Source organism: Amycolatopsis sp. La24, assembly GCF_029087445.1.
Taxonomy (GTDB): Bacteria; Actinomycetota; Actinomycetes; order Mycobacteriales; family Pseudonocardiaceae; genus Amycolatopsis; species Amycolatopsis nivea.
In genome coordinates this window covers 1-22,644 of sequence record NZ_JARACH010000007.1, presented here as the reverse complement: position 1 = coordinate 22,644, position 22,644 = coordinate 1, and the positions used below count along the sequence as shown (strand labels likewise).

The following is a 22,644-nucleotide window of genomic DNA, read 5'->3' as shown; positions in this document are numbered from 1 at the left end:
GGAGCCATGAGACGCCGGATACCGACGCTGTTGTCCGCCGCGCTTCTGCTCACCACCGCCGGCTGCGCGATTTCCGAGGGCGGGCCGAACTCGCTCGTGTTCGTTTCCTACGGCCAAGGCGCGTACCAGGCGGGCCAGCGCGCCGCGTGGCTCGACCCGTACGAGAAGCAGACCGGGACGACGGTCACCCTCGACGGCCCGTCGAGCAACGCCAAGCTCAAGGCGATGGTCGAGGCGGGGAAGGTGACCTGGGACGTCGTCGACACCGACGCGTCCGCTGCCGCCGCGGTGTGCGGGAGCCTGCTCGAACCCGTCGACATGGGCGCGCAGGCGTCCGGGTTCCCGGAGGGCTCGCTCACCGACTGCGGGGTGCCGGACGCGTTCTTCGGCATGATGCTGATGTACGACTCGAAGGTCTACGGCAAGCATCCGCCGACGAAACTCGCGGATTTCTTCGACCCGAAGCAGTTCCCCGGACGCCGCATCATCTACGGCGGCGACCCGAGCGTCGGCACCATCGAGGCGGCGCTGCTGGCCGACGGAGTGCCGCGGGACAAGCTGTATCCGCTGGACATGCGCCGCGCGCTGCGGATGTACGACCGGATCCGGCCGCAGTTGGCCATCAGCAGCACGTACGGCGACCAGCAGCAGCGCATGGCCGGCGGGCAGGCGGACATGGCGCTGATCGTCAGCGCACGGGCGTTCTCGCTGCTCAAGGCCGGTGCGACGAACTGGAAAGTGGTGCCTGACATCCCAGTTCCGGTGACCTGGGATGTCCTGGTGGTGCCGAAGGGGACGGCACGCGCCGAGGAGGCGAAGAAGCTCATCCGCTTCGCCTCGCAACCGGCGCAAGCGGCGGACTTCGCCGCGCGGGCGGGCGTGGGACCGGCCAACACGGCCGCCCCCGCCGCCCGTTCGGAGATCGGCCGCCAGCTCGACATCTGGGGCGAGGGCAAGGAGGACTTGCGAGTGCTCAGCAACGTGCGCTATTGGGCGGCGAACCGGCCCGAGCTGGTGAAGGCGTGGTCGGATTGGACGACCGGATGACCGCCGTGGCGACCCGCGTCCCGGCCGTGCCGAGGGCCGGGCGCGAAAAACGGCGGACCTCGTGGCTGCTGCTCCCCGCCGCGGCGGTGGTGCTGGTGTTCTTCTTCTATCCGCTCGCCGTGATCCTGTGGCGGAGCTTCACCGAACCGTCGTTCGGGGTCGGCAATTACCTGGCGGTGCTCGGCGACGAGGTGCAGATCCGGGTGCTGCTGCGGACTTTGCGGACCGCGCTGATCATCACGGTGGCGACGCTCGTCATCGCCTATCCCTACGCGTATGCGATGACGCTCGTCGGCCGTCGCGCCCGGTCGGTGCTGACGCTGCTGGTGCTGATGCCGTTCTGGACCAGCCTGATGGCGCGCAACTTCGCCTGGTACGTGCTCGAACAGCGCGGCGGCGTCATCGACCGGATGCTGTCGGCGATCGGTATCGACGGGGTCGTGCTGCTGGGTTCGGTGGCCGGCGTGACGGTCGCGATGGTGCAGGTGATGCTGCCGTTCATGGTGCTGCCGCTGCAAAGTTCGATGCTCAGCATCGACCGCAGCCTCCTGCACGCGGCGGGCAGCCTCGGCGCGCGGCGTCCGGTCGCCTTCCTGCGGGTCTACGTGCCGCTGTCGATGCCGGGCGTGCTGGCGGGGGTGTCGGTGGTGTTCATCATGTCGCTGGGCTTCTACATCACCCCGGCGCTGCTCGGCACGCCGCAGCAGGCGCTGGTCGCCCAGGTGATCGGCACCCAGGTCAACGACCTGCTGGACTTCGCGGGCGCCGGCGCGCTCGGGACGATCCTGCTGGTCGTCACGCTCGTGGTGCTCGCCGTGCTCAGCCGCGTGGCCGCGCCGCTGGGCACCAGTGCGGCTGGAGGTGCCGACCGTGGCTGACAATCCGTCCATCAGCAGGGCCGCCGCGGTGCGGCAGCGGAGCCTCGGCTGGGGCCTGCGCGTGTGGGTCGCGCTCGTCGCGTTCATGCTCGTCGCGCCGACGCTCGTGGTGATCCCGATGAGCTTCGGCGCGGGCTCGACGTTCGAGTTCCCGCCGAAGGACTGGTCGTGGCACTGGTACGCGGAGTTCTTCACCAGCAAGCAATGGCTGGCCGCGCTGGCGAATTCGGTCCAGGTCGGGGTGCTCGCCGCGGCGCTGGCGACCGTGCTCGGCGTGGCGGCCGCGCTGGCGCTCGACCGGATGCGGCGGGGGAGGGGCATCGTCCGGCAGCTGCTGATGGCTCCGATGATCCTGCCCGGCATCGTCGTGGCGGTCGCGATTTACGGCGTCTTCCTGCGCTGGCAGCTGAACGGCACGATGCTCGGTTTCGTGCTGGCGCACGCGGTGCTGGGGCTGCCGTTCGTGCTCACCTCGGTGCAGACCAGCCTCGCCGGATACGACCCGATCATGGAGAAGGCCGCGGCGAGCCTCGGCGCGCCGCGCTGGACGACGGTGCGCAAGGTCGTGCTCCCGATCATCGCGCCCGGCGTGCTGTCCGGTTTCGTGTTCGCCTTCGCCACGTCGTTCGACGAGGTCGTGGTCGCGCTGTTCCTGCAGACGCCCGCGATCAAGACGCTGCCGGTGAAAATGTACGAATCGATCGTGCTGGAAATCGACCCGACGATCGCCGCCGCGTCGAGCCTGATCGTCGTGTTCACCACCATCCTGCTGTTCGTCCCCGCCGTTCTGCGCCGAAAAGAGCAATCATGACTGACGGAATCGCGACCGCACACGTGACGAAGGCGTACCCCGGCGTCGACCGGCCTGCCGTGGACGACGTTTCGCTGCACATCGCCGACGGCGAGTTCATGACCTTCCTCGGCCCGTCCGGTTCGGGCAAGACGACCATGCTGTCGATGATCGCCGGATTCACCCCGCTCACGTCCGGATCGATCACTGTGGACGGTCAGGAGATCTCGCGGCTCAAACCGCACCGGCGGAACCTCGGGGTGGTTTTCCAGCAATACGCGCTTTTCCCGCACATGTCGGTGGCGCGCAATGTCGCGTTTGGACTGACGCAGCGCAAGGTGCCGAAGCCGGAGATCGCACGGCGGGTGGACGACGTGCTGGACCTAGTCGGATTGTCGGCGGTGCGGGATCGGTTGCCGCGCCAGCTTTCCGGCGGCCAGCAGCAGCGCGTCGCTCTGGCGCGAGCGGTGGTATACGAACCGCGCGCGTTGCTGATGGACGAGCCTTTGGGTGCGCTGGACAAGAAGCTGCGCGATCAGTTGCAGCGGGAAATCGCGCGCATGCACCGGGAATTGGGCATGACGTTCCTCTTCGTGACGCACGACCAGCAGGAGGCGCTGACGTTGTCGGACCGGATCGCGGTGTTCAACGACGGCCGGATCGAACAGGTCGGCACCCCGGAGGAATTGTACGAGCGGCCGGAGACGTTGTTCGTCGCGCAGTTCGTCGGGGAGTCCAATGCGTTGTCGCTGACGCCGGGGGAGGTGACGATCGTGCGGCCGGAAAGGTTGACCCTGCACACTTCCTCAGATCCTGTCCCGAGTGGACACCAGCGGGCGAGCGCGCAGGTGACCGACATCGTGTACGTCGGCGACCACACGCGGATTTGGCTGCGGTATTCCGACGGTGCGCGCGGGTGTGCGGTGCTGTCGGCCGGGGTCGCGCACGATCATCGGCCCGGGGACGAGGTGATCGCGGCCTGGCATCCGGAGCACCAGGCCGTGGTGCCGAGCGCCGACGTCCCGGAATTGGCGGCGGTATGACCGAGGATGTGCTGCTGCGCGGCGGAGTGGTCCGGACGTTCGATCCGGCAGTCGGGACCGTTTCCGCGGTGCTGGTGTCGGACGGCCGGATCGCCGCGGTCGGCGACGACGAGACGGTTTCCGCCGCGGCCGCGCCGGACGCGCGGGTCGTCGAACTGGCGGGCCGGACTGTCCTACCTGGACTGAACGACGCGCATTTGCACCTGGCTTTCCACGCCGCCGCCGGCCCGGAGTTCTGTGTGGACCTTTCGGCCGCGCCGGATCTTTCCGCGGTAGCCCGTGCGTTCGCGGGTGCGCCGCCGGGGGAGTGGATCGTCGGTCGCGGTTGGCGGGAAACGACGATCGCCGAATTCGCTGACGGCCGAGCGGTGCCGACCCGAGCCTGGCTCGACAGCGTGACTGGCTCGCAACCGACAGTGCTGCACCACGCGTCGTCCCACGAGGTGTGGGCGAACAGCTCGGCGCTCGCGCGGGCCGGGATCACCGCGGCGACACCGGATCCGGAAGCTGGGGAGATCGTGCGTGACGCCGCCGGCGAGCCGACCGGGGTGCTCGTGGAAAGCGCGCAGGAACTGGTCGCTTCGCTGGTGCCGAAGCCGAGCCGGTCCGTCCGGCTGGATTCGATCGTGCGCAGCATGGAACGGTTGAACGCCCTCGGGATGACGAGCGTGACCGATCCGATCGTCCCGCCGGACCTGTGGCAGGACTACCGGGACCTGCACGCCGCCGGCCGGCTGCGGATGCGGATCACCGCGCTGCTGCACTGGAACTGGCCGTCGCCGACGACGTCCGCCGCCTCTCTGGCAGAACTGCTGGACGAGACGGATTTCTCGGTCGGCGACGATCTGCTGCGGATCGGCGGCATCAAACTGTTCGCCGACGGCGTGCCGACGCACTGCACCGCGTGGATGCACTCGGCGTACCCGTCCGGCGGGCACGGAAGCCTGGTGACCTTCGGCCCCGACGACGACGCGCGCGTGCGTGAGCTGCACGAACTGATCCTGGCCGCCCACGTCCGGCGGGTGCGCGTGCAAGTCCACGTGACCGGGGACCGGGCCGCGGACGCGGTAGTCGACGCGATCGAAGCGGCCCAGGCCGTCGACCCCTGGCCGGAGGCACGGCACGCCCTGATCCACGGCACCTTCTTGTCCACCGCCGTGCTCTCCCGCCTGGCGCGGTCCGGAATCGGGGTCATCACCAGTTCGCTGATGCGGACCTACAGCGGCCCGTCCATGGTCCGCGTGCTGGGCGAGGAGCGGTGGGCCGACGCCTTCCCCGCGCGAGCCCTGCTGGACCACGGCGTGGCGGTCGCCGACAGCTCGGACGCCCCGGTGACCGTGCCGGACTGGCGCCGCGGCGTCGCGACCTTCACCGGTCTGCCCGGCCCGAACGCCTTCTCCATGGTGGCCGACCCGCTGACCAGGGAGGAGGCGCTGCGTCTGTGGACCACTGGCCCGGCGTGGCTGGAACACGCGGGGTCCGTCAAGGGAACGCTCCGTGTCGGTTCCCTCGCCGACCTGGCGGTGTTCGCCCACGATCCGGTCACCGCTGCGGGTCCGGAGTTGCTCAGCGTACGGTCGGAACTGACCATGCTCGGGGGACGGGTAGTGACGGAGTGAGGTTTCGTGTACAGCAGCAACACCGACGCTGACCGCGGCGTTTTCGTGTGGATGGTGAAGAACGCCGTCGTCCCGCGGCCGATCGCGTGGGTGAGCACAGTGGACGGCGCGGGGGTGCGGAACCTCGCGCCGTTCAGCTACTTCGCGCCGCTGACCATGGACCCGCCGACGGTGCTGTTCTCGATTTCGGAAGCGCCGAAAGACACTTTGGTCAATATCGAGGCCCAGCGCGAGTTCGCGATCACGATCGCACTGAGCGGCCAGGAGGAATTGGTCGCGCGCACCGCGTCCACAGTGGACTCGTCAGTGGACGAGGCGGAACACGTGGGTCTGTCGTGGACGCCCGGGGTGCGGATCGCCGCGCCGCATCCCGCCGGGGCGGGCCCGAGCCTGGAATGCACGCTGGTGAAGATCGAGGAGTTCCGGGGCTCGCACCTGGTCTTCGGCGAGGTGGTCGGAGTCGCGGTGGACGACCGCCTGCTGCGCCCGGACGGCCGGCTGGACCAGGACGTGTACCACCCGGTGGGCCGCATGGGCGGCGCGACGTTCACCCGGGTGAACAACTGGGTGCGGGTGCCGATCCCCGCTCCGGAGGAGTTCCTGGCCGCGGGTCAGCATTCCGATGCGGGCAGCTGACCCTGCTGACAGGCCCATTCGCGCTGGATTTCGCCGGACGTCTTCGGACGGCCGGGGCCGCCGGGGTCGAGGTAGCCCTGGTATTCCTTGCAGCGCGGGTTGAACTTGCCCGCGTTGACCGCCCGCTGGCCGCAACCTGGGCCGGTCGAGGGATCGCGTCGTTTGGCTTGTGACGTGCTGGTCTTGGGCGTGCCGGTCGGCTTGGCCGAAGTCGAGGCAGCCGGTGGCGACGGGACCGGGACTGTTGTCGTGGACGGGGCTGGTTCGGGAGCGGACTGGCTCGTCAGCGGTGGGCCTGCGACGGCGTGCTGGGCAGGCGGGTTCGTAGTACACCCGGCCAGCGCGATGGCGGTGACGGCGAGGCGGGTCCGGGTCATGCCAGAAAGACGTACCCCGGTCCGTGCGCGTTACCCCCGCCCCACTTCGCGTAGCCTCGGCCCTGTCCACGTCCGAGCAGGGAGGTTCCCGTGGCCGAAGCAACCCTCGCCGGGGTCCTCGACCGGCTCGCGGAGCTGCACGACCCCAAAATCCGCGCCGTCAACGAGAACCACGGCGACGACCACAGCGTCAACCTCACCAAGCTCCGCGCCCTCGCGAAGGAACTCAAAGCCCAACCCGGCCTGGCCCGCGAACTCTGGCGGACCGGCGACACCAACGCCCGTCTCCTCGCGCTCCTCGTCGCGCGGCCGAAGCAGTTCGACCGCGACGACCTCGACGCGATGCTGCGCGAGGCGGGCACCCCTAAGGTCCACGACTGGCTTCTCGCGAACATCGTCAAGAAGAGCCGCCACGCCGAGGACCTCCGCACCGCCTGGCTCGAAGATCCCGACCCGGTGGTCGCGAGCGCGGGCTGGGCGCTCACCGTGGATCGCGTCGCCAAGAAGCCCGACGGGCTCGACCTCGGCCGGCTCCTCGACGTCATCGAAGCCGAGATGAAAACCGCCCCGGCGCAGTTGCAGTGGGCGATGAACCACTGCCTCGCCCAGATCGGCATCGAGAACCCCGGCCTGCGCGCCCGCGCGATCGGCATCGGGGAGCGGCTGGGAGTGCTCAAGGACTATCCGACCCCGCCCAACTGCACCTCGCCGTACGCGCCGGTGTGGATCGCGGAGATGGTCAAGCGGCAGGCTTGACGGAAACACCAGCTGAACCGCACCAAGTCAGGCCTCGGCGAGCGCGATGAAGCTCGTCCAATCCGGATCGGACAACCCGAGCTGCGCACCGGCTTCGGCGAGGGCGGAAGCTGCGGAATCGAGGAACCACGACGCGGTCAGCACCATCTTCGCCGCAGCGGCGGGATCGCGGCGGACGCCCTCGGGAGTGAGGTCCTGCGCCTTGAGCGCGTGGACGGCGGAGTCGAGCAGCCGGGCGACGAGGCTGTACGCGTTGGCCGCTTCGGTGGTGCGAGTCAGCGCCCGGAACCGCGGGCGGGCGGCTTCGACGAGATCGGGGACCAGCAGGGAACGCAGCCGCGGCCATTCCGCCGCCATGTGCTCGCCCAGCCAGCCGGAAAGCCGCTGATAGCGCACGGCGGCCTGCTCGAAGCGGGATCGCAGGGAGGTGATTTCCGCCGGTTCGGACTCGCCTTCCATGAAGAGGATTCCGGTCGTCGCGACCACGGCCGGGTCGTTGAGATCGACGCAGCCGACGGCGCCGTGCGCGGGGTCTAGCCGGTCGGGCGCCGGACTGTCCGACCACCGGGCGGCCAGCAGTTTCAAGGCGTTGGAATCGCGCCGCCACGCCGCCGACTCCTCGAGCTTGAGCACCGAGTGGTACCGCTCGTGTTCGCGGTGGTCGCGCGCCACCCGCACGTATCCGGCCAGTTCCGCCGGCGACGGTCCGTCGCTCATGGTCGATGCCCCTTCGCCTGGTCCACCCGAGAGCAAATGTTACACACTCTCTAGATTTAGAGTGAACCTAATTTTTGCGGCGAGAGGGTCAGCGGCGACGGTTCCGCGGGCGGGCCGGTTCGGTCCGGTCGTCCGGCGAGACGGCGGGTTGGCGGAACAGGCCGCCGTACCGGTCCTCCTGCGGGCGGACGAGGGCGCCGGGGCGCGGGCTTTCGGCCACGGGATGGCTGAAGAGCGGAGAGCTGACTGGTGCGGTGATGGGTTTACCTTTCCGGGCAAGACGGACCGCGACGGACCAAGAGGAACCGGGCGGATGGGCCACGTCGCACCACCGCCGTCCGGGAAGGGCGCCACTGGCCGATGCCGCGGGTGCGACCGAAGCGAGGGCAGCTCGGCGGCTGACAGGCCGCGAGGGTGACGGTGGTGTGCCGTGGGCCCGACGACATGACGTGCGTTCGCCCTGGCCGTGATCGGCCCGGACTGTCGGCGCACAAGATGTTCTCGGACACTGCTGACGGTACACCCTCGGCGGCCCGGTGCGCGCCGCCGCGTGCCCGGAACGGGGGATTCGGCAGTCGGCGGAGTCTCGCTGGCACGTCAGAATCCCTTGGTGGGCAAGGAATTACGAGTCTTGGAATGGTCTTGCCATCCGGATAAGGGATTTCTCCGGGTGTAGGCTCGACGGCAGGACCCCGGTCGCGGGCCTCCACTTCTGTCGAACCACTGCGGTTGTCCGGCACGCCACCCGATGCGGAGCGGAAAATGGACAGACCGGCAGACGGCCCGGGACACGGCAGCGAGTTCGCGGAGCTTTCGGCGCTGGTGAAAGAGGCGGGTTTGTTCCGCCGCCGCCCGGTGCACTATCTCGTCCGCGCCGCAGCGGCGTTGCTGGCGTTCGGCGGGGCGTGGACGCTGCTCGCGCTCGGCGCGGCGAGCTGGTGGCAGCTCGGCACGGCGGCACTGCTGGCCGTCGCCTACACCCAGCTCTCGTTCCTCGGCCACGACGCCGGGCACAAGCAGATTTTCCGGACCCGCCGCGCGAACGACGCCGCCGGAACGGCACTGGCCGCGCTGGTCGGGCTGAGCTACGGCTGGTGGGTCGCCAAGCACACCCGGCACCACGCGAACCCGAACCTCGAGGAAGCCGACCCGGACATCGACATTCCCGCCCTGGCGTTCACCCGCCGGCAGGGCCGCGCGAAAGCGGGTTTCCTGCGCTGGATGGCGAAATACCAGGCTTTCCTCTTCTTTCCGTTGCTGCTGCTGGAAGGCATCGACCTGCACTGGTCCGGGATCAAGGCGGTGCGCCACGGCGGAACGCGGTCCCCTCGGCTCGACGCGACGCTGCTCGCCGTCCACCTCGCCGCGTACCTCGCGGCCGTGTTTCTCTTGCTGCCGCCGGGAATCGCCGCGGTCTTCGTCGTCGTGCACCACGCCGCGTGGGGTGTCTACATGGGATGCTCGTTCGCGCCGAACCACAAGGCGATGCCGCACCTGGAACCCGGGCACCGGCTGGATTTCCTCCGCCGCCAGGTGCTGACGTCGCACAACGTCCGCGGCGGCCGCTGGGCGACCTACGCGCTGGGCGGGCTGAACTACCAGATCGAGCACCATCTCTTCCCGAGCATCCCGATGGCGACCCTGCACCGGGCGCAGCCGCTGGTGCGGGACTTCTGCGCCGCCCGGGGGATCAGCTACAGCCAGGGCGGGCTGTTCCGCACCTACGCGGACGTCCTGGCGCACCTGCACCAGGTCGGGGCCCCGCTGCGAACCGCGGCGGAATCGGGTCGCTAGGAGCACAGTCTCGAACACCGGGCAGATTCCGGCGGATTTCCGCGCGAACAATCCCCGAAGGCTGCCCGGCGCGGCCGCCGGATCCGACACATTTTCGCGTCGCGGTTCCGGCTCGAATCCGGACCGGAATGGCAACACCCCCTCAGGGCGTCGCGGATAGCGTGCGGAATCGGAGGCTAGCCGGGGCTTTTTCACGTTCGCACCCCTGCTGACCTGCCCGGGTTCCCCCTATGTGGTGATTCTGGGCCCGCTGCCTCCCCGTCGCGGGGGAGAGCGCGGTACGAATTCTCCTGCCAGGTGTCGATGAACGCGGGTAAGCAGCTCGACAATTCCGTCCTTTGCCGTGGGAGCTTTCGTGATGGCCCGTCGTTCCGGATTCATGCGCTCCCGCGGGAAGCGCGCCGCCTCGGCTCTCGCCGTGGTCTTCGCCCTGAGCCTCGCGAGCGCCGCGCCCGCGATGGGCGCCACCCTGCCGCCCAGCACCAGCCCGGCGAGCCCGTCCGCGGCTCCGTCCGCAAGCCCGTTCGCGGCTCCGGCTTCGGCGCAGGAGAGCCCGGCGTCGTCCAGCCCGGCTGCCCCCGCGCCGACCAGCACCACCCCGGCCACCTCGGCGCCGCCCGCCGCACCGCAGCCGAGGGCGGTCGAGCCGAGAGGCCTGGGCACGCCGCGCAAAATCGGCCCCGACCCGGCGTTCTCGACGGTCGCCCACGGCGCGATCACCATGGCCTCGAACTCGGTCGTCAGCTGCGGCACCGTGCCCACGTCCTGCGGGGAGACCGCGAACAACTCCACCTACGGCTACTGGGTCAAAAGCGACCCGGCCGCCCCGGGCAACACCGCCTCGAGCGCGAACCTGACCATCCCGCCCGGCGCCACCGTCCTCTCGGCCCGGCTGTATTGGCAGGTCAACCCGATCTCCTCAAACGCCGACTCCGGCGACGCCTCCCGCGCGAACCAGGTCGCGTTCAAAGCCCCGGGTTCCGCGACCTACCAGCGGCTGACCGCCGACACCTACGACTGGTTCGACGCGCTCGGCAGCGGATCCCCGCAGATCACCGCGCACGCGGGCGTCAAGGACGTCACCGGGCTGGTCAAACAGGCAGGCGGCGGCTCCTATACCGTCGCCGACCTCCAAGCCTGCCGCGGCAACTCGGCCAACTCCGCGAGCAACCTCGGCTGCTGGGGCGGCTGGTCGCTGGTCGTGGCGTACGAACTGGACACCGATCCGCTGCGCTACCTGCAGATCTGGGACGGCTTCGACGTGGTCCGCGGAGGTGCCAGTCCCACCTCCACCACCATCGACCTGAACGGGATCCGGAGCCCGGGCGACCATGCCCCGTCGGCCACCATGGGCGTGGTCGTCGGCGACGGCGACGCCAACATCTCCGGCGACTACCTCGAATTCGGCCGCGACGCCGCGTCGCTGCAGCGGCTGACGCTGCCCGCGCCCGGCGGCACCAGCACGAACAACGCGTTCAGCAGCCGGATCGACCGCGTCGCCGCGAACGGCGCCGGCAGCAATGTCGCCGACCGCACGCCGAATCCGGCCAACAACTTCGGCTACGACGCGCGCACGGTCGACGTCACCGGCAAACTGCCCGCCGGCTCGGACCGGGCCCAGCTGAAGGTCGGGACCACCGGCGACGCGCTGTACCCGCAGACCGTCTGGCTGATGACCGAGGCCAACGAGCCCAACCTGCAGATCGTCAAGTCCAACGACCCCGAGGGCAACGTCCAGGAACGCCCGCCGGGCTGGGTCGGGCAGGGCGGCGAGATCTCCTACGGGCTCGACGTCGCCAACCGCAACCCGGACGGCAGCACCACGAACCTGGACACCGCGACCGGCGTGGTCGTCACCGACACCCTGCCCGCCGGAGTGTCCTATGTGGCCGGTTCGGACCCGCGATGCACGGCGTCCGGTCAGGTCGTCACCTGCCAGCTGCCCGATCTGGCCCCAGGACAGAGCACGCACCTCGGGTTCCGCGTCACCGTTTCGCCGACGGTCGCTCCCGGCACCCGCCTCGACAACACCGCGTCGGTGGCCTTCCAGGGCAAGCAGACCGGCCGCGAGCAGACGCGGACCAGCAACACCGTCCGCAACGTGGTCGCGGCGCCGGAGTACACGCTGGCGAAGGTCGTGGACAAGGCGACCGCGCTGCCCGGCGACCAGCTGACCTACACCGTCACGCTGGCCAACACCGGCCCCATCGCGGTGCCGCCCACCACTGTCACCGACACGCTCCCGCCCGGCACGACCTTCGTCAGCGCGGACACCACGAGCGGCACCGTCACCGGGACCGGTCCGTTGCAATGGCACGCCGCGGCGATCCCTCCGGGCGGCCAGGCCACGCTGACCGTGCACGTCCGGATCGACGACGCGACCATCGGCGCCACGCTGATCAACCGCGCGAAGGTGACCGAGGGCCCGCCGCCGACCGTCCCGCCGGAACGGCAGTGCAAGGACGACGCCACCGCTTCTTGCGCGGAGACGGTGGTGCCCGGCACGAAAATCGAGATCGCCAAGACCGCTGACAAGGCTTCGGCGAATCCCGGCGACACCGTGACCTACACCGTGGTCGTGCGCAACACCGGCCAGGTCGCCGCGCGCGGCGCGACGTTCACCGACGACCTGTCGAAGGTCCTCGACGACGCCGTCTACAACAACGACGCCGCTCCCGCCGCTCAAACCTCTTACACCGCACCGAAACTGACCTGGACCGGCGACCTCCCGGTAGGCGGTTCGGCGACGATCACCTACAGCGTCACCGTGAAGAATCCCGTGACCGGCGACCACAAGCTGGTCAACACGGTCACGTCGACCACGCCAGGCAGCAACTGCGCGGCCGGGTCCACCGACCCCCGGTGCGGAACCACGACGCCAGTCTCCGGAATCCGGATCAGCAAGACCGCCGATCCCGCCAGCGCCAAGCCCGGCGACACCGTGAAGTACACCGTGACGGTCGCGAACACCGGCCAGACTCCGTTGTCCGGTGCGACTTTCACCGACGATCTGTCCAAAGTGCTGGACGATGCTTCGTACGCCGGCGATGCTGCGGCTTCTTCCGGTTCGGTGAGTTATGCGGCACCGCGGCTGACGTGGACCGGCGATCTGCCCGTCGGCGGGACCGCGACGGTGACGTACTCGGTGAAGGTCAACAACCCCGACACCGGCGACCACAAGCTGGTCAACGCCGTCACGTCCACGACACCGGGCAACAACTGCGTCGCGGGTTCGGCCGATCCGGCGTGCTCGACGACGACTCCGGTGTCCGGGATGCGGATCGAAAAGAAGGCCGACAAGCAGTCCGCGAACCCCGGCGACCAGGTGACCTACACCGTCGTCGTCGCGAACACCGGCCAGACTCCGTTGCCAGGCGCGACTTTCACCGACGATCTGTCCAAAGTGCTCGATGACGCCTCTTACGCCGGCGATGCCTCGGCGTCGGTGGGTTCGGTGTCTTACGCCGCGCCTAAGCTGACCTGGACAGGAGACCTCGCGGTCGGCGCTTCGGCGACGATCACCTACAGCGTCACCGTGAAGAATCCCGTTGCAGGCGACCACAAACTGATCAACACGATCACCTCCACAACACCAGGCAACAACTGTGCCGCGGGTTCGGCCGACCCGGCGTGTTCGACCACGACGCCGGTGTCCGGGATCGAGTTCGCCAAGACGGTCGACAAGACCAGCGCGAACCCCGGCGACAAGGTCACCTACACGGTGACCGTCCGGAACACTGGCGAAACTCCGTTGGCCGGCGCGACTTTCACCGACGACCTGTCGCAGGTGCTGGACGACGCCGACTACAACAACGACGCCGCTCCCGCCGCGCAAACCTCCTACACCGCGCCCCGGCTGACCTGGACCGGCGACCTCCCGGTAGGCGGTTCGGCGACGGTGACCTACAGCGTCATCGTGAAGAATCCTGTTACCGGTGACCACAAACTGACCAACACGATTACCTCAGCCACCCCGGGCAGCAACTGCGCCGCCGGTTCCGCCGACCCCCGGTGCGGCACCACGACACCGGTGTCGGGAATGCGGATCGCCAAGTCCGCCGACCGCGACCAAGTCGTGCCCGGCGACAAGGTGACCTACACGATCACCGTCACCAACACTGGCCAAACCCCGTTGCCCGGCGCGACTTTCACCGACGACCTTTCCCAGGTGCTGGACGACGCCGACTACAACAACGATGCCACTCCGGCCGCGCAAGTCTCTTACACCGCACCGAAACTGACGTGGACCGGCGACCTGCCTATCGGCGGTTCCGCGACGGTGAAGTACAGCGTCACGGTCAAGAACCCGGATCCGGGTGACAAGAAGCTGCACAACGTCGTCACGTCCTCGACCCCCGGCACCAACTGTCCGCCGGGTTCCACCGACCCGTCGTGCTCGACGACGACGCCGGGCAAGGAGCTGACGGTCGCCAAGACTGTCGACAAGCAGACCGCGAACCCGGGCGACAAGGTCACCTACACCGTGAAGGTGACCAACACCGGCCAGGTCCCGATGCCGGACGCGAGCTTCACCGACGACCTGTCGCAGGTGCTGGACGACGCCTCCTACAACGACGACGCGTCTTCCTCGGTGGGCTCGGCGGCCTACACCGCGCCGCGGCTGACGTGGACGGGCAACCTGCCGGTCGGTGCCTCCGCGACAGTGACCTACAGCGTCACCGTGAAGAATCCGGTTACCGGCGACCACCAGCTGCGCAACACGGTCAGCACGCCCGTGCCCGGCAACTGCGAGCCCGGTTCGACGGATCCGAAGTGCTCGACCCTGACGCCGCTGCCGGGGATGACGATCGAGAAGAAGGTCGACAAGCAGTCCGCGAACCCCGGGGACAAGGTCACGTACACGGTCACCGTGACGAACACTGGCAAGACTCCGCTGCCCGGCGCGACTTTCACCGACGACCTGTCGAAGGTCCTTGACGACGCCGCCTACAACGGTGACGCCGCTTCGTCCGCTGGTTCCGTGTCGTATGCCGCACCGCGCTTGACCTGGACCGGCGATCTGCCGATCGGCGGTTCGGCGACGGTCACCTACAGCGTCACCGTGAACAATCCCGTCAAGGGTGATTTCAAGCTGGCGAACGTCGTCACGTCGGACACTCCGGGCGGGAACTGCCCGCCAGGGTCGACGGACCCGCGCTGTGGCACCGAGACGCCGGTGTCCGGCATCGCGATCAGCAAGGTCGCGGACAAGCCGTCGGCGAACCCTGGGGACAAGGTCACCTACACGGTGACTGTCACGAACACCGGCCAGACTCCGTTGTCCGGCGCGACCTTCACGGACGACCTGTCGAAGGTGCTCGACGACGCTGCCTATGACGGCGACGCGGCCGCTTCTGTCGGTGTGGTCACTTATGCTGCTCCTCGATTGACGTGGACGGGCGATCTTCCGGTGGGCGCTTCGGCGACAGTGACTTACAGCGTGACTGTGGTGAAGCCGGTCAAGGGCGACCACCGGCTGACGAACGTGGTCACGTCCGGCACACCGGGGTCGAACTGCCTGCCGGGCTCCACGGACCCGCGCTGCGGGACGACGACGCCGGTGTCTGGGTTGGACATTTCGAAGATCGTGGACAAGAAGGAGGCGAAGCCAGGGGACAAGGTCACTTACACGGTCACGGTGAAGAACACCGGCCAGACGCCCTTGCCCGGTGCGACTTTCACCGACGACCTGTCGAAGGTGCTGGACGATGCGACCTATGGCAATGATGCTGCGGCTTCGGTCGGCTCGGTGAGTTATGCAGCACCGCGGCTGACGTGGACGGGCGACCTCCCGGTGGGCGGTTCGGCGACGGTCACCTACAGCGTCACCGTGAACAATCCCGTCAAGGGTGATTTCAAGCTGGCGAACGTGGTCACGTCGGACACTCCCGGCGGGAACTGCCCGCCTGGATCCACCGATCCGCGTTGCGGCACCACGACTCCCGTCGCGGGCTTGGACCTCACGAAGGTCGCGGACAAGAAGGATGTCAAGGCAGGGGACAAGGTCACCTACACGGTCACGGTGAAGAACACCGGCCAGACGCCCTTGCCTGGTGCGACGTTCACCGACGATTTGTCGAAGGTCCTCGACGATGCGACCTACGGCAATGATGCCGCGGCTTCGATCGGCTCGGTGAGCTACGCGGCACCACGGTTGACGTGGACTGGCGACCTGCCCGTCGGTGCCACCGCGACGGTCACGTACAGCGTCACCGTGAACAACCCGGTCAAGGGCGATCATCGGTTGGCGAATGTGGTCACGTCGGACACCCCGGGCACGAACTGCCCGCCGGAGTCGAAGGACCCGCGCTGCGGGACCACGACGTCGGTCGCGGGCCTGATCCTGGAGAAGAAGGCGAGCGTCACCGAGGCGAAGGCGGGAGATCAGGTCACCTACACCGTCACCGCGCGGAACACCGGCCAGACCGACCTGAAAGATGCCACCTTCACCGACGATCTGACCGGCGTCCTCACCAACGCGACGTACAACAACGACGCGACCGCCTCAACCGGCTCGACGACCTATGCCGCACCCCGCCTGACCTGGACCGGAGACCTGCCGCTGGGTGCGATCGCGACGGTGACCTACAGCGTGAAGGTCAAGTCCCCCGTCGGTGACGGGCAGAGCCTGCGCAACGTCATTACGTCGACCACGCCAGGCACCAACTGCCCCGACCCCTCGACCGACGAGCGATGCAAGACGACCACGCCGCTCACGAAGACGCCGCCCACGCCACCAACCCCGCCGACCGTCCCGCCGACGCCGCCGGTCCAGCCGCCACCGCCGAACCCGCCGCTGGCGTCCACCGGTGTCGTGCTGATCCCGGTGGGGATCGTGGCGCTGGCACTGCTCGCCGGCGGCGGCGCGCTGCTGCTGGTTTCGCGGCGGCGCTCGTCGAGGCGGTGACGGCGGTCCGGTCCGGGGACGGCCGGGCCGGGATCCCGTTGTGGCGAGCCCAGTTTCGGCCGCGAGGCGCGAATCCGGTGTGGCGCGGGAGACCGCTCCGGCGCGGTCCGGAAGCGGTCCGGCCGGGGTGAACGGGGCGGGACCTCGGCCGCGGAGGGCAGGCCGGAGCATCCGCCGACGGGTCGCGCGGAGGGGTTTCTCCCGCGGGCCGCCCGGGCCGAGGCGCGTTCGCGGACAGGAGTTCCGGCCGTACGGGTTCGCGGGGCGGCGGCCAGCAGTGCGTCGGCGGACGTCGTGGAACCGGAACCGGCGACCGGGAGCCCGCCGGTCGCCGGGCCGGAGCTCGCCTTGCCGGCTAGGCCGGGCCGCCGATGCGCTCCGCGGCGGCGACGATGGCGCCGCCTTCGGATTCCCAGCGGGAGACGTCGTTTCCGGCCGGTCGGGGAGCGGCGCCGGATGTCCTCAGGATGGCTTCCGGACGCGCGGTGCCGTTCCGGTCCGCGGCCGCGGCCAGCGCGCTCGCGGCGACCGCGAGAGGTGTCCCGGCGGGGACGACGAGCAGCGTCAGCCGGCGCATCGAACCGCCGGTCACGTGCACGACGTGCGGGTCCTGCGAGCGGAACCCCTCCAGCCGCACGAGCCGGCCCTGCGAGACGATGGCAGGCTCCGCGGGCAGCCAGGCCGCCACGGCGAACGCCACGCGCCACACCGGGCCGATCCGCTCCGCCAGCGCCGCGGCGAGGGCCGGGACTTCGGCCGCCAGGTCCGCGGAAGCGGGCCACCACCCGCCGTCCACGAAACCGGTGGGCGGCAGCGGCGACGGCTTGAGCCGCAGGCGCGGTGCGGCCGGGACGGACGGCGTCGGCATAGGAGGCTCCGATCCCGGCCGCGGGGACCGGTGGTACGCGCGAACTAAGCGAGCTGGACCGGGAGGAGAACGCCGCTGTCGCGGAGGATCTCCAGCGCGGCATCGGTGCTGTCGTCGGCGGAGGCCGCGCTCAGCGCGCGTTCCGCGGCTTCCGGCGAGGCATCCGGCGGGATCGCCAAGAGCGTCAGATGGTGGATGCGCGGCCCGATCACCACGACGGTGTGCTGCTGCAGGCCGAAGAATCCGGCCAGCCGCACCAGATTCGGGCCGTGCGCCAGGCGAGCGGGCGCGAGGTCCCACGCCGCCGGGTTGAAGCCGATCCGGTCCACCCGTCCGGAGCGGTCGGCGAGTGCGGCGACGAGGGCGCTGAACTCCGCGACCGGCTCTCGCGAACGAGGCCACCAGGAGCCGTCGAAACAGCCTTTCACGGCACCGGGTTCTTTGAGCCGCAACCGGTTTCCGGTCACGAGCGAGTCGATCACCGGGCCGGCGGCACGGTGTTGCAGGACTGGTTTCATCGGGGCGCTCCGTCCGGCGGTGCGAGGGGCCCGGCGGCGGACGCCGTCGGCGCTGCGCGGCGGAAACAGGCTGCGCGCCGAAGAAGAAGGCAGTGCGTCAGCGGCGACGGCGGTGCGTCCGGCTTTCGTGCGGCTGGGGGTCTGCCCGGTCTCCAGAGCGGGCGGCGGGCTGGCGGAACAGGCCGCCGTAGCGGTCGTCCTGCGGCCGCACCAGCGCCCCGGGCCGGGGCGTCTCGACGACGGGATGGCTGAAAATCGGGATGCTGACGGAAGTGGTGATCGGATTTTCCTTTCCAGGCACTGCACAATCCGCCGGACACTGGGAATCAGGAGGCGGTTGAGCCACGTCGCACCACCGCCATTCCCTGGTGGGCGCCACCGGCCGGCGCCGCGAGGCGGTTGCGGCGAGGGCGGCTCGGCGGCCTATCGGCCGCTTGGGGTGACGGTGGTGTGCCGTAGGCCCGACTACATGCCGCACTTTCGTCCCTGCCGCGAGGGGCCGGGCTGCTGGCACGAGATGTTCTCGGACACCACTGACGGTACACCCCCCGTCCCGGCCGAGCGCCCGTCCCGGGCCCTGGCCGGCGACGTGCGCCGCCGAGAGAGCGGCGTCCCGCGCTCTCACCAGGGCGGGACGCCGCATTCGGGTGAACCGGATTTCGCTGGGCACAGCCGGGCGGAACCACGGCACCCGGCGCTGAGCCCGCGCCGGGAGCCTGCCCGGTGTAGGCTTCGGACAAGGACCCCGGACCTCGGTCGCGCCGATCGCGCCGCAGCACGGCTGCCGACGACCGAGGAGGTTCCGGCGATGGCGGAAATCCGGGACATCGAGCAGTTTCGCCGACGGCGTGCGCCCGGAATCCTTTTCCGGTCCGCACGGTCCGGCAGTTCCCGAACGGTCTCTGCTCGGTTTCCGCGGCCGGACGGTCCTTCTCACGGCATCGAGTGGCGGCCGCACGCCACCGGCACCCGACTTGGAGTTCCACAATGGACGAAGTGAATCCGGCGGCCCCGCGCGGGCCGGGCCCTCCGCACGGAAGCGAGTACGCCGAACTGTCGGCACTGGTGAAGTCGGCGGGGCTGTTCCGCCGCCGTCCCGTGCACTACCTGATCCGCGGCAGCTTGGCGGTGCTGGCCTTCGGCGGGGCGTGGGTGCTGCTCGCGCTCGCCGGCGACAGCTGGTGGCAGCTGGGCACCGCGCTGCTGCTGGCGGTCGCCTACACGCAGCTTTCGTTCCTCGGCCACGACGCCGGGCACAAGCAGATCTTCAGCGGCCGCCGCGCGAACGACGCGGTCGGCACGGGCCTGGCCGGGCTGGTCGGCCTGAGCTACGGCTGGTGGGTGGGCAAGCACACCCGCCACCACGCGAACCCGAATCTCGAGGACTCGGATCCGGACATCGACATTCCCGCGCTGGCGTTCAGCACCCGCCAGGGCGGCGCGAAGGCGGGTTTCCTGCGCTGGATGGCGAAATACCAGGCGTTCCTGTTCTTCCCCTTGCTGCTGCTGGAAGGCCTCGACCTGCACTGGTCGGGGATCAAGGCGGTGTGGCACGGCGGGACCAAGTCGCGCAGGCTGGACGGGGCGCTGCTGGCCGGCCACCTGGCCGCCTACCTCGCGGCGGTGTTCCTGTTGCTGCCGCCGGGGATCGCGGTCGTGTTCATCGCGGTGCACCACGCCGCGTGGGGCGTCTACATGGGATGCTCGTTCGCGCCCAACCACAAGGCGATGCCGCACCTGGAGCAGGGCCACCGGCTGGACTTCCTCCGCCGCCAGGTGCTGACGTCGCACAACGTCCGCGGCGGCCGCTGGATGACGTTCACCCTCGGCGGGCTGAACTACCAGATCGAGCACCACCTGTTCCCGAACATCCCGATGGCGACCTTGCGGCGCGCGCAGCCGCTCGTGCGGGACTTCTGCCTCGCCCGGGGGATCAGCTACAGCCAGGGCGGGCTGCTGCGCACCTACGCGGACGTCCTCCGGCATCTGCACGAGGTCGGTTCCCCGCTCCGGACCGCGCCGGCCGGCGGGGGCGGTTCCCGATGACGGCGGCCCGCGACCGGGAAACCGAGGCACGGGTGACGATGAAGCGCGCCGGCGCCGAACGCGGGCACGTCGACGGCGGCTGGTGGCCGCGCTCGGGGGACCTGGCCGCGGAACTGCCCGCGTTGGCCGCCGCGCTCGAGTCGCGGGTGGGTCCGGTGGCCCGCGTGACGTATCACCTGGACGCCTGGGGCACGACCGCGCGCAAAGTCCGCCTCGGCGACCGGACCGTGCGGCTGGAAGGGTTCCGCGCGACGGATCCGGACACTGTCACGGTGCTCGGGACGGACTCCCGCCGGGTGAGCCTGCTGGTGGTGCCGCGCGAGGTGCCCGGCGGGGCGGCCCGCGCCGCGCTGCGGTCGGCCGCGGACGGCGATTCCGTCGCCACCGCCGCCGAAATCCTGTCCGGCAACGGCGCGACCGAACTCCGATGAGGCGGTGACCGCGATGCCCATCGCGGACCGCGGCCGGCTCCGGGCAGGCCAGCACGGGGACCGGCGGTGAACGCAGTGCGCGCCGCGGCGCCCGCGGGCCCCTGCCCGGTGTGCCGCCACGAGAAGACCGGGCACGACGCGATCGCTCGCCGATTCTGCGCCGCGACAGCGGCGGGCGGGAGCCACCGCGGCTGCGCTTGCGCCGCGGGAAGCGAGGTAACCACTGAAGAGGACGGCACCATGACCAGCGAGCTCGACTACGTTTCCCGGTACGACCAACGACTCGCTGCGGTGCGGGACGTGCTCAAACAAGACACCGGCCTGACCGACGCCGCCTGCCGGGCGTTGGCGGTGCGGCTGCTGCGCCTGCTCGACGAGGCGCCGGAACAACTGCGGCGATGACGGCCTTCTGCCCGACGTCTGCTCGGCACCGAGGTCCGTGAGGGCCACCCTGAGGGAACCAGATTCCCTCAGGGTTCCCCTCACGGACCTTTCGGCGCGCGCTCCGGTTCAGTCCCGCTTCAGCAGGGCTCGCATCTCGGCGATCTCCGCCTGCTGCGCATCGATAATCCGCTGCGCCAGCGCCTTCGCCCCGGCGTCCGCGCCCTGCGCGAGCTCCGTCTTCGCCATCTCGACCGCCCCCTGATGGTGCTTGATCATCATGTCCAGCCACGACCGGTCGAAGGCCGGGCCCTTGGCGGCGTCCAGGCTTTTCATGTCGGCGTCGGACATCATGCCGGTCATCGCGTGGTCGCCGGACATCTCGTGGCCGCCCGGCATCGAGTGGCTGGTCGCGGCGGCGCCCCAGGTCTTCAGCCAGCCCTGCATCTGCCGGATTTCCGGGTCCTGCGCCCGGTCGATCCGGCCCGCCAGGTCGACGACCTTCGGGTCGCTGCTGCGCGACGGCACCATTTTCGCCATCTCCAGCGCCTGCTGGTGGTGCGGGATCATCTGCTGAGCGAACGTGACGTCAGCGGCGTTGTGCCCCGCCAGCGAGCTGGGCGCCGGAGCGGGCGATTCCGGGCCGCTGCAGGCACCGAGCAGGAGCGACGCGGTCAGCACGGCACCGCTGAAAAAGATTTTGCGCATGAAAAAACCTTCTCTCAAAAGGAAAATTGCGAGGAAAGACCGGAAAGGAAATACCGATCAGGTTCGCAACACGCAGAGAGAAGTCAGGACAGTCCGGCCCCGTCTGTCGGGTGGGCGCCCGGCGGCGGGGGAGCCGCGGGTGCCGTCGAAAACGGCCTTCACGGCGGGGTAGCGGCGGAAGGCCAGCAGGCCCAGGACGAGCGCGCCCGCCGCGTACAGGACCGCAAGACAGAGGTGCAGCATCGAGTGGTCGCCGGCGGGCATGCCGGACTCGGCGGCAGGCGCAGGCAAGGCCGGGTGCGCCGCGACGGACATCTCGCTGGTCATGACATGCCCGGCACCGGGGGAAGGCACGTGGTGCATCACGGCGACGCCCAGTGCCAGCGCGAACAGCAGCAGCACCCGCTGCACGCTGCCGAGCCGGGACGTCGCCATGGGAGCAACCGTACCTGGCGCCGGGGGAACCGGGGCGGGGCAGACGAAACGGTCACGCTCAGTGGTCGGCGTAGCCGCCCTGTACTGGAAGTTGAACATTCACTCAACCAGGTTCCAGCCTGTGACGCCGAGGCCGCCCCCGCTCGCCCGGGGTGCGGGTGTGCTACTAGGTTCGAGGGGGCAAGACTTGATGTCGAAGACAGAAGGAGGGCCCCATGGCCCGGTACGAGCTGCCCGAACTCGATTACGACTACGGTGCCCTCGCGCCGCACATCTCCGGCGAGATCAACGAGCTGCACCACAGCAAGCACCACGCGACCTACGTGAAGGGCGCGAACGACACGCTGGACAAGCTCGCCGCCGCGCGGGAGGCGGGCGACTTCGGCTCGATCGTGGGCTTGGAGACGACGCTGGCGTTCAACCTGGCCGGGCACGCCAACCACGTGGTGTGGTGGAAGATCCTCTCGCCCGAGGGCGGGGACAAGCCGACCGGCGAGCTGGCCGCGGCGATCGACGAGGCGTTCGGCTCGTTCGACAAGTTCAAGGCCCAGTTCACCGCCGTGTCGACCACGATCCAGGGCAACGGGTGGGGCGCGCTGTCGTGGGACCCGATCGGCAAGACGCTGATCACCCAGCAGCTGCGCGACCACCACAACAACCTGATCCTGCCGACCGTGCCGATCCTGCTGGTCG

At 69.7% G+C, this 22,644-nt stretch carries 20 protein-coding genes and 1 pseudogene; 14 read left to right on the top strand and 7 right to left on the bottom strand.

Annotated features, from left to right (window positions below; genetic code table 11):
- Positions 1-6 precede the first annotated feature (6 nt).
- Genes PUT80_RS10445 through PUT80_RS10420 form a run of 6 tightly spaced genes read left to right on the top strand, consistent with a single transcriptional unit; the run spans position 7 to position 6,013 of the window.
- Entirely contained in the window at positions 7-1,047 is a 1,041-nt protein-coding gene (locus PUT80_RS10445) for an extracellular solute-binding protein (RefSeq protein ID WP_134666660.1), read from the top strand.
- Complete coding sequence (locus PUT80_RS10440) at positions 1,023-1,925, top strand: ABC transporter permease (protein WP_240691425.1); 903 nt, start codon at positions 1,023-1,025, stop codon at positions 1,923-1,925. Before PUT80_RS10445 ends, PUT80_RS10440 begins: the two co-directional genes overlap by 25 nt.
- Positions 1,918-2,736, top strand: coding sequence for an ABC transporter permease (locus PUT80_RS10435; protein ID WP_275291757.1), 819 nt, complete (start codon positions 1,918-1,920; stop codon positions 2,734-2,736). Before PUT80_RS10440 ends, PUT80_RS10435 begins: the two co-directional genes overlap by 8 nt.
- Positions 2,733-3,758 carry an ABC transporter ATP-binding protein gene (locus PUT80_RS10430; protein WP_275291756.1) on the top strand — a complete coding sequence of 342 codons (1,026 nt, stop codon included), beginning with the start codon at positions 2,733-2,735 and terminating at the stop codon, positions 3,756-3,758. The genes PUT80_RS10435 and PUT80_RS10430 overlap by 4 nt, the downstream gene beginning before the upstream one ends.
- Positions 3,755-5,377 (top strand): amidohydrolase, encoded by a 1,623-nt coding sequence (locus PUT80_RS10425; RefSeq protein WP_275291755.1) that lies wholly within the window; start codon positions 3,755-3,757, stop codon positions 5,375-5,377. The genes PUT80_RS10430 and PUT80_RS10425 overlap by 4 nt, the downstream gene beginning before the upstream one ends.
- Before the next feature lie 6 nt (positions 5,378-5,383).
- Positions 5,384-6,013, top strand: coding sequence for a flavin reductase family protein (locus PUT80_RS10420; RefSeq protein WP_275291754.1), 630 nt, complete (start codon positions 5,384-5,386; stop codon positions 6,011-6,013).
- On the opposite strand, the gene PUT80_RS10415 is transcribed toward PUT80_RS10420, so the two are convergent.
- Positions 5,989-6,390: a hypothetical protein gene (locus PUT80_RS10415; protein ID WP_275291753.1), complete on the bottom strand. Its 402-nt coding sequence runs from the start codon at positions 6,388-6,390 to the stop codon at positions 5,989-5,991. The two genes, PUT80_RS10420 and PUT80_RS10415, sit on opposite strands and share 25 nt — an antisense overlap.
- A gap of 90 nt (positions 6,391-6,480) precedes the next feature.
- Between PUT80_RS10415 and PUT80_RS10410 the strand changes: the two genes are divergently transcribed.
- Positions 6,481-7,146, top strand: coding sequence for a DNA alkylation repair protein (locus PUT80_RS10410; RefSeq protein WP_275291752.1), 666 nt, complete (start codon positions 6,481-6,483; stop codon positions 7,144-7,146).
- A gap of 27 nt (positions 7,147-7,173) precedes the next feature.
- Here PUT80_RS10410 and PUT80_RS10405 read toward each other — a convergent pair whose 3' ends face one another.
- Positions 7,174-7,863 carry a hypothetical protein gene (locus tag PUT80_RS10405; RefSeq protein ID WP_275291751.1) on the bottom strand — a complete coding sequence of 230 codons (690 nt, stop codon included), beginning with the start codon at positions 7,861-7,863 and terminating at the stop codon, positions 7,174-7,176.
- 762 nt (positions 7,864-8,625) lie between these two features.
- Here PUT80_RS10405 and PUT80_RS10400 point away from each other — a divergent pair.
- Positions 8,626-9,657, top strand: coding sequence for an acyl-CoA desaturase (locus tag PUT80_RS10400; RefSeq protein ID WP_238607065.1), 1,032 nt, complete (start codon positions 8,626-8,628; stop codon positions 9,655-9,657).
- A gap of 358 nt (positions 9,658-10,015) precedes the next feature.
- Complete coding sequence (locus tag PUT80_RS10395; RefSeq protein ID WP_275291750.1) at positions 10,016-16,564, top strand: hypothetical protein; 6,549 nt, start codon at positions 10,016-10,018, stop codon at positions 16,562-16,564.
- A gap of 355 nt (positions 16,565-16,919) precedes the next feature.
- Here the strand turns inward: PUT80_RS10395 and PUT80_RS10390 are convergent, their stop codons facing one another.
- The 3 genes from PUT80_RS10390 to PUT80_RS10380 all read right to left on the bottom strand — a co-directional run bounded on the left by PUT80_RS10390 (position 16,920) and on the right by PUT80_RS10380 (position 18,251).
- Entirely contained in the window at positions 16,920-17,432 is a 513-nt protein-coding gene (locus PUT80_RS10390) for a DUF5994 family protein (RefSeq protein WP_275291749.1), read from the bottom strand.
- A 44-nt stretch (positions 17,433-17,476) separates the two neighbouring features.
- Positions 17,477-17,950, bottom strand: a complete 474-nt coding sequence (locus PUT80_RS10385; RefSeq protein ID WP_275291748.1) for a DUF5994 family protein — start codon at positions 17,948-17,950, stop codon at positions 17,477-17,479.
- Between the two features lie 97 nt (positions 17,951-18,047).
- Entirely contained in the window at positions 18,048-18,251 is a 204-nt protein-coding gene (locus PUT80_RS10380) for a hypothetical protein (RefSeq protein WP_275291747.1), read from the bottom strand.
- A 686-nt stretch (positions 18,252-18,937) separates the two neighbouring features.
- Here PUT80_RS10380 and PUT80_RS10375 point away from each other — a divergent pair.
- From PUT80_RS10375 to PUT80_RS10360, 4 genes and pseudogenes are all read left to right on the top strand, one after another.
- Complete coding sequence (locus tag PUT80_RS10375) at positions 18,938-19,996, top strand: acyl-CoA desaturase (RefSeq protein ID WP_275291746.1); 1,059 nt, start codon at positions 18,938-18,940, stop codon at positions 19,994-19,996.
- Positions 19,993-20,427, top strand: a complete 435-nt coding sequence (locus tag PUT80_RS10370; RefSeq protein ID WP_275291745.1) for a DUF5994 family protein — start codon at positions 19,993-19,995, stop codon at positions 20,425-20,427. The genes PUT80_RS10375 and PUT80_RS10370 overlap by 4 nt, the downstream gene beginning before the upstream one ends.
- Before the next feature lie 66 nt (positions 20,428-20,493).
- Positions 20,494-20,619 (top strand): annotated as a pseudogene (locus PUT80_RS10365) (RGCVC family protein); the annotation flags it as partial.
- A gap of 48 nt (positions 20,620-20,667) precedes the next feature.
- Positions 20,668-20,829: a DUF6307 family protein gene (locus PUT80_RS10360; RefSeq protein WP_275291856.1), complete on the top strand. Its 162-nt coding sequence runs from the start codon at positions 20,668-20,670 to the stop codon at positions 20,827-20,829.
- Positions 20,830-20,937: 108 nt separating this feature from the next.
- Here the strand turns inward: PUT80_RS10360 and PUT80_RS10355 are convergent, their stop codons facing one another.
- Entirely contained in the window at positions 20,938-21,516 is a 579-nt protein-coding gene (locus PUT80_RS10355; RefSeq protein WP_275291744.1) for a DUF305 domain-containing protein, read from the bottom strand.
- A 57-nt stretch (positions 21,517-21,573) separates the two neighbouring features.
- A complete protein-coding gene (locus tag PUT80_RS10350) occupies positions 21,574-21,951 on the bottom strand; it encodes a hypothetical protein (protein WP_275291743.1) in 378 nt (125 codons plus the stop codon).
- 215 nt (positions 21,952-22,166) lie between these two features.
- Between PUT80_RS10350 and PUT80_RS10345 the strand changes: the two genes are divergently transcribed.
- The coding region (locus PUT80_RS10345) for a Fe-Mn family superoxide dismutase (protein ID WP_275291742.1) at positions 22,167-22,644 on the top strand (478 nt) is incomplete at its 3' end.

What these genes read in the sequence shown, in the direction of transcription:
- PUT80_RS10445 (WP_134666660.1), top strand. Translation starts at nt 7, where the DNA reads ATGAGACGCCGGATACCGACGCTGTTGTCCGCCGCGCTTCTGCTCACC.
- PUT80_RS10430 (WP_275291756.1), top strand. Translation starts at nt 2,733, where the DNA reads ATGACTGACGGAATCGCGACCGCACACGTGACGAAGGCGTACCCCGGC.
- PUT80_RS10425 (WP_275291755.1), top strand. Translation starts at nt 3,755, where the DNA reads ATGACCGAGGATGTGCTGCTGCGCGGCGGAGTGGTCCGGACGTTCGAT.
- PUT80_RS10415 (WP_275291753.1), bottom strand. Translation starts at nt 6,390, where the DNA reads ATGACCCGGACCCGCCTCGCCGTCACCGCCATCGCGCTGGCCGGGTGT.
- PUT80_RS10405 (WP_275291751.1), bottom strand. Translation starts at nt 7,863, where the DNA reads ATGAGCGACGGACCGTCGCCGGCGGAACTGGCCGGATACGTGCGGGTG.
- PUT80_RS10400 (WP_238607065.1), top strand. Translation starts at nt 8,626, where the DNA reads ATGGACAGACCGGCAGACGGCCCGGGACACGGCAGCGAGTTCGCGGAG.
- PUT80_RS10395 (WP_275291750.1), top strand. Translation starts at nt 10,016, where the DNA reads ATGGCCCGTCGTTCCGGATTCATGCGCTCCCGCGGGAAGCGCGCCGCC.
- PUT80_RS10390 (WP_275291749.1), bottom strand. Translation starts at nt 17,432, where the DNA reads ATGCCGACGCCGTCCGTCCCGGCCGCACCGCGCCTGCGGCTCAAGCCG.
- PUT80_RS10385 (WP_275291748.1), bottom strand. Translation starts at nt 17,950, where the DNA reads ATGAAACCAGTCCTGCAACACCGTGCCGCCGGCCCGGTGATCGACTCG.
- PUT80_RS10375 (WP_275291746.1), top strand. Translation starts at nt 18,938, where the DNA reads ATGGACGAAGTGAATCCGGCGGCCCCGCGCGGGCCGGGCCCTCCGCAC.
- PUT80_RS10370 (WP_275291745.1), top strand. Translation starts at nt 19,993, where the DNA reads ATGACGGCGGCCCGCGACCGGGAAACCGAGGCACGGGTGACGATGAAG.
- PUT80_RS10360 (WP_275291856.1), top strand. Translation starts at nt 20,668, where the DNA reads ATGACCAGCGAGCTCGACTACGTTTCCCGGTACGACCAACGACTCGCT.
- PUT80_RS10355 (WP_275291744.1), bottom strand. Translation starts at nt 21,516, where the DNA reads ATGCGCAAAATCTTTTTCAGCGGTGCCGTGCTGACCGCGTCGCTCCTG.
- PUT80_RS10350 (WP_275291743.1), bottom strand. Translation starts at nt 21,951, where the DNA reads ATGGCGACGTCCCGGCTCGGCAGCGTGCAGCGGGTGCTGCTGCTGTTC.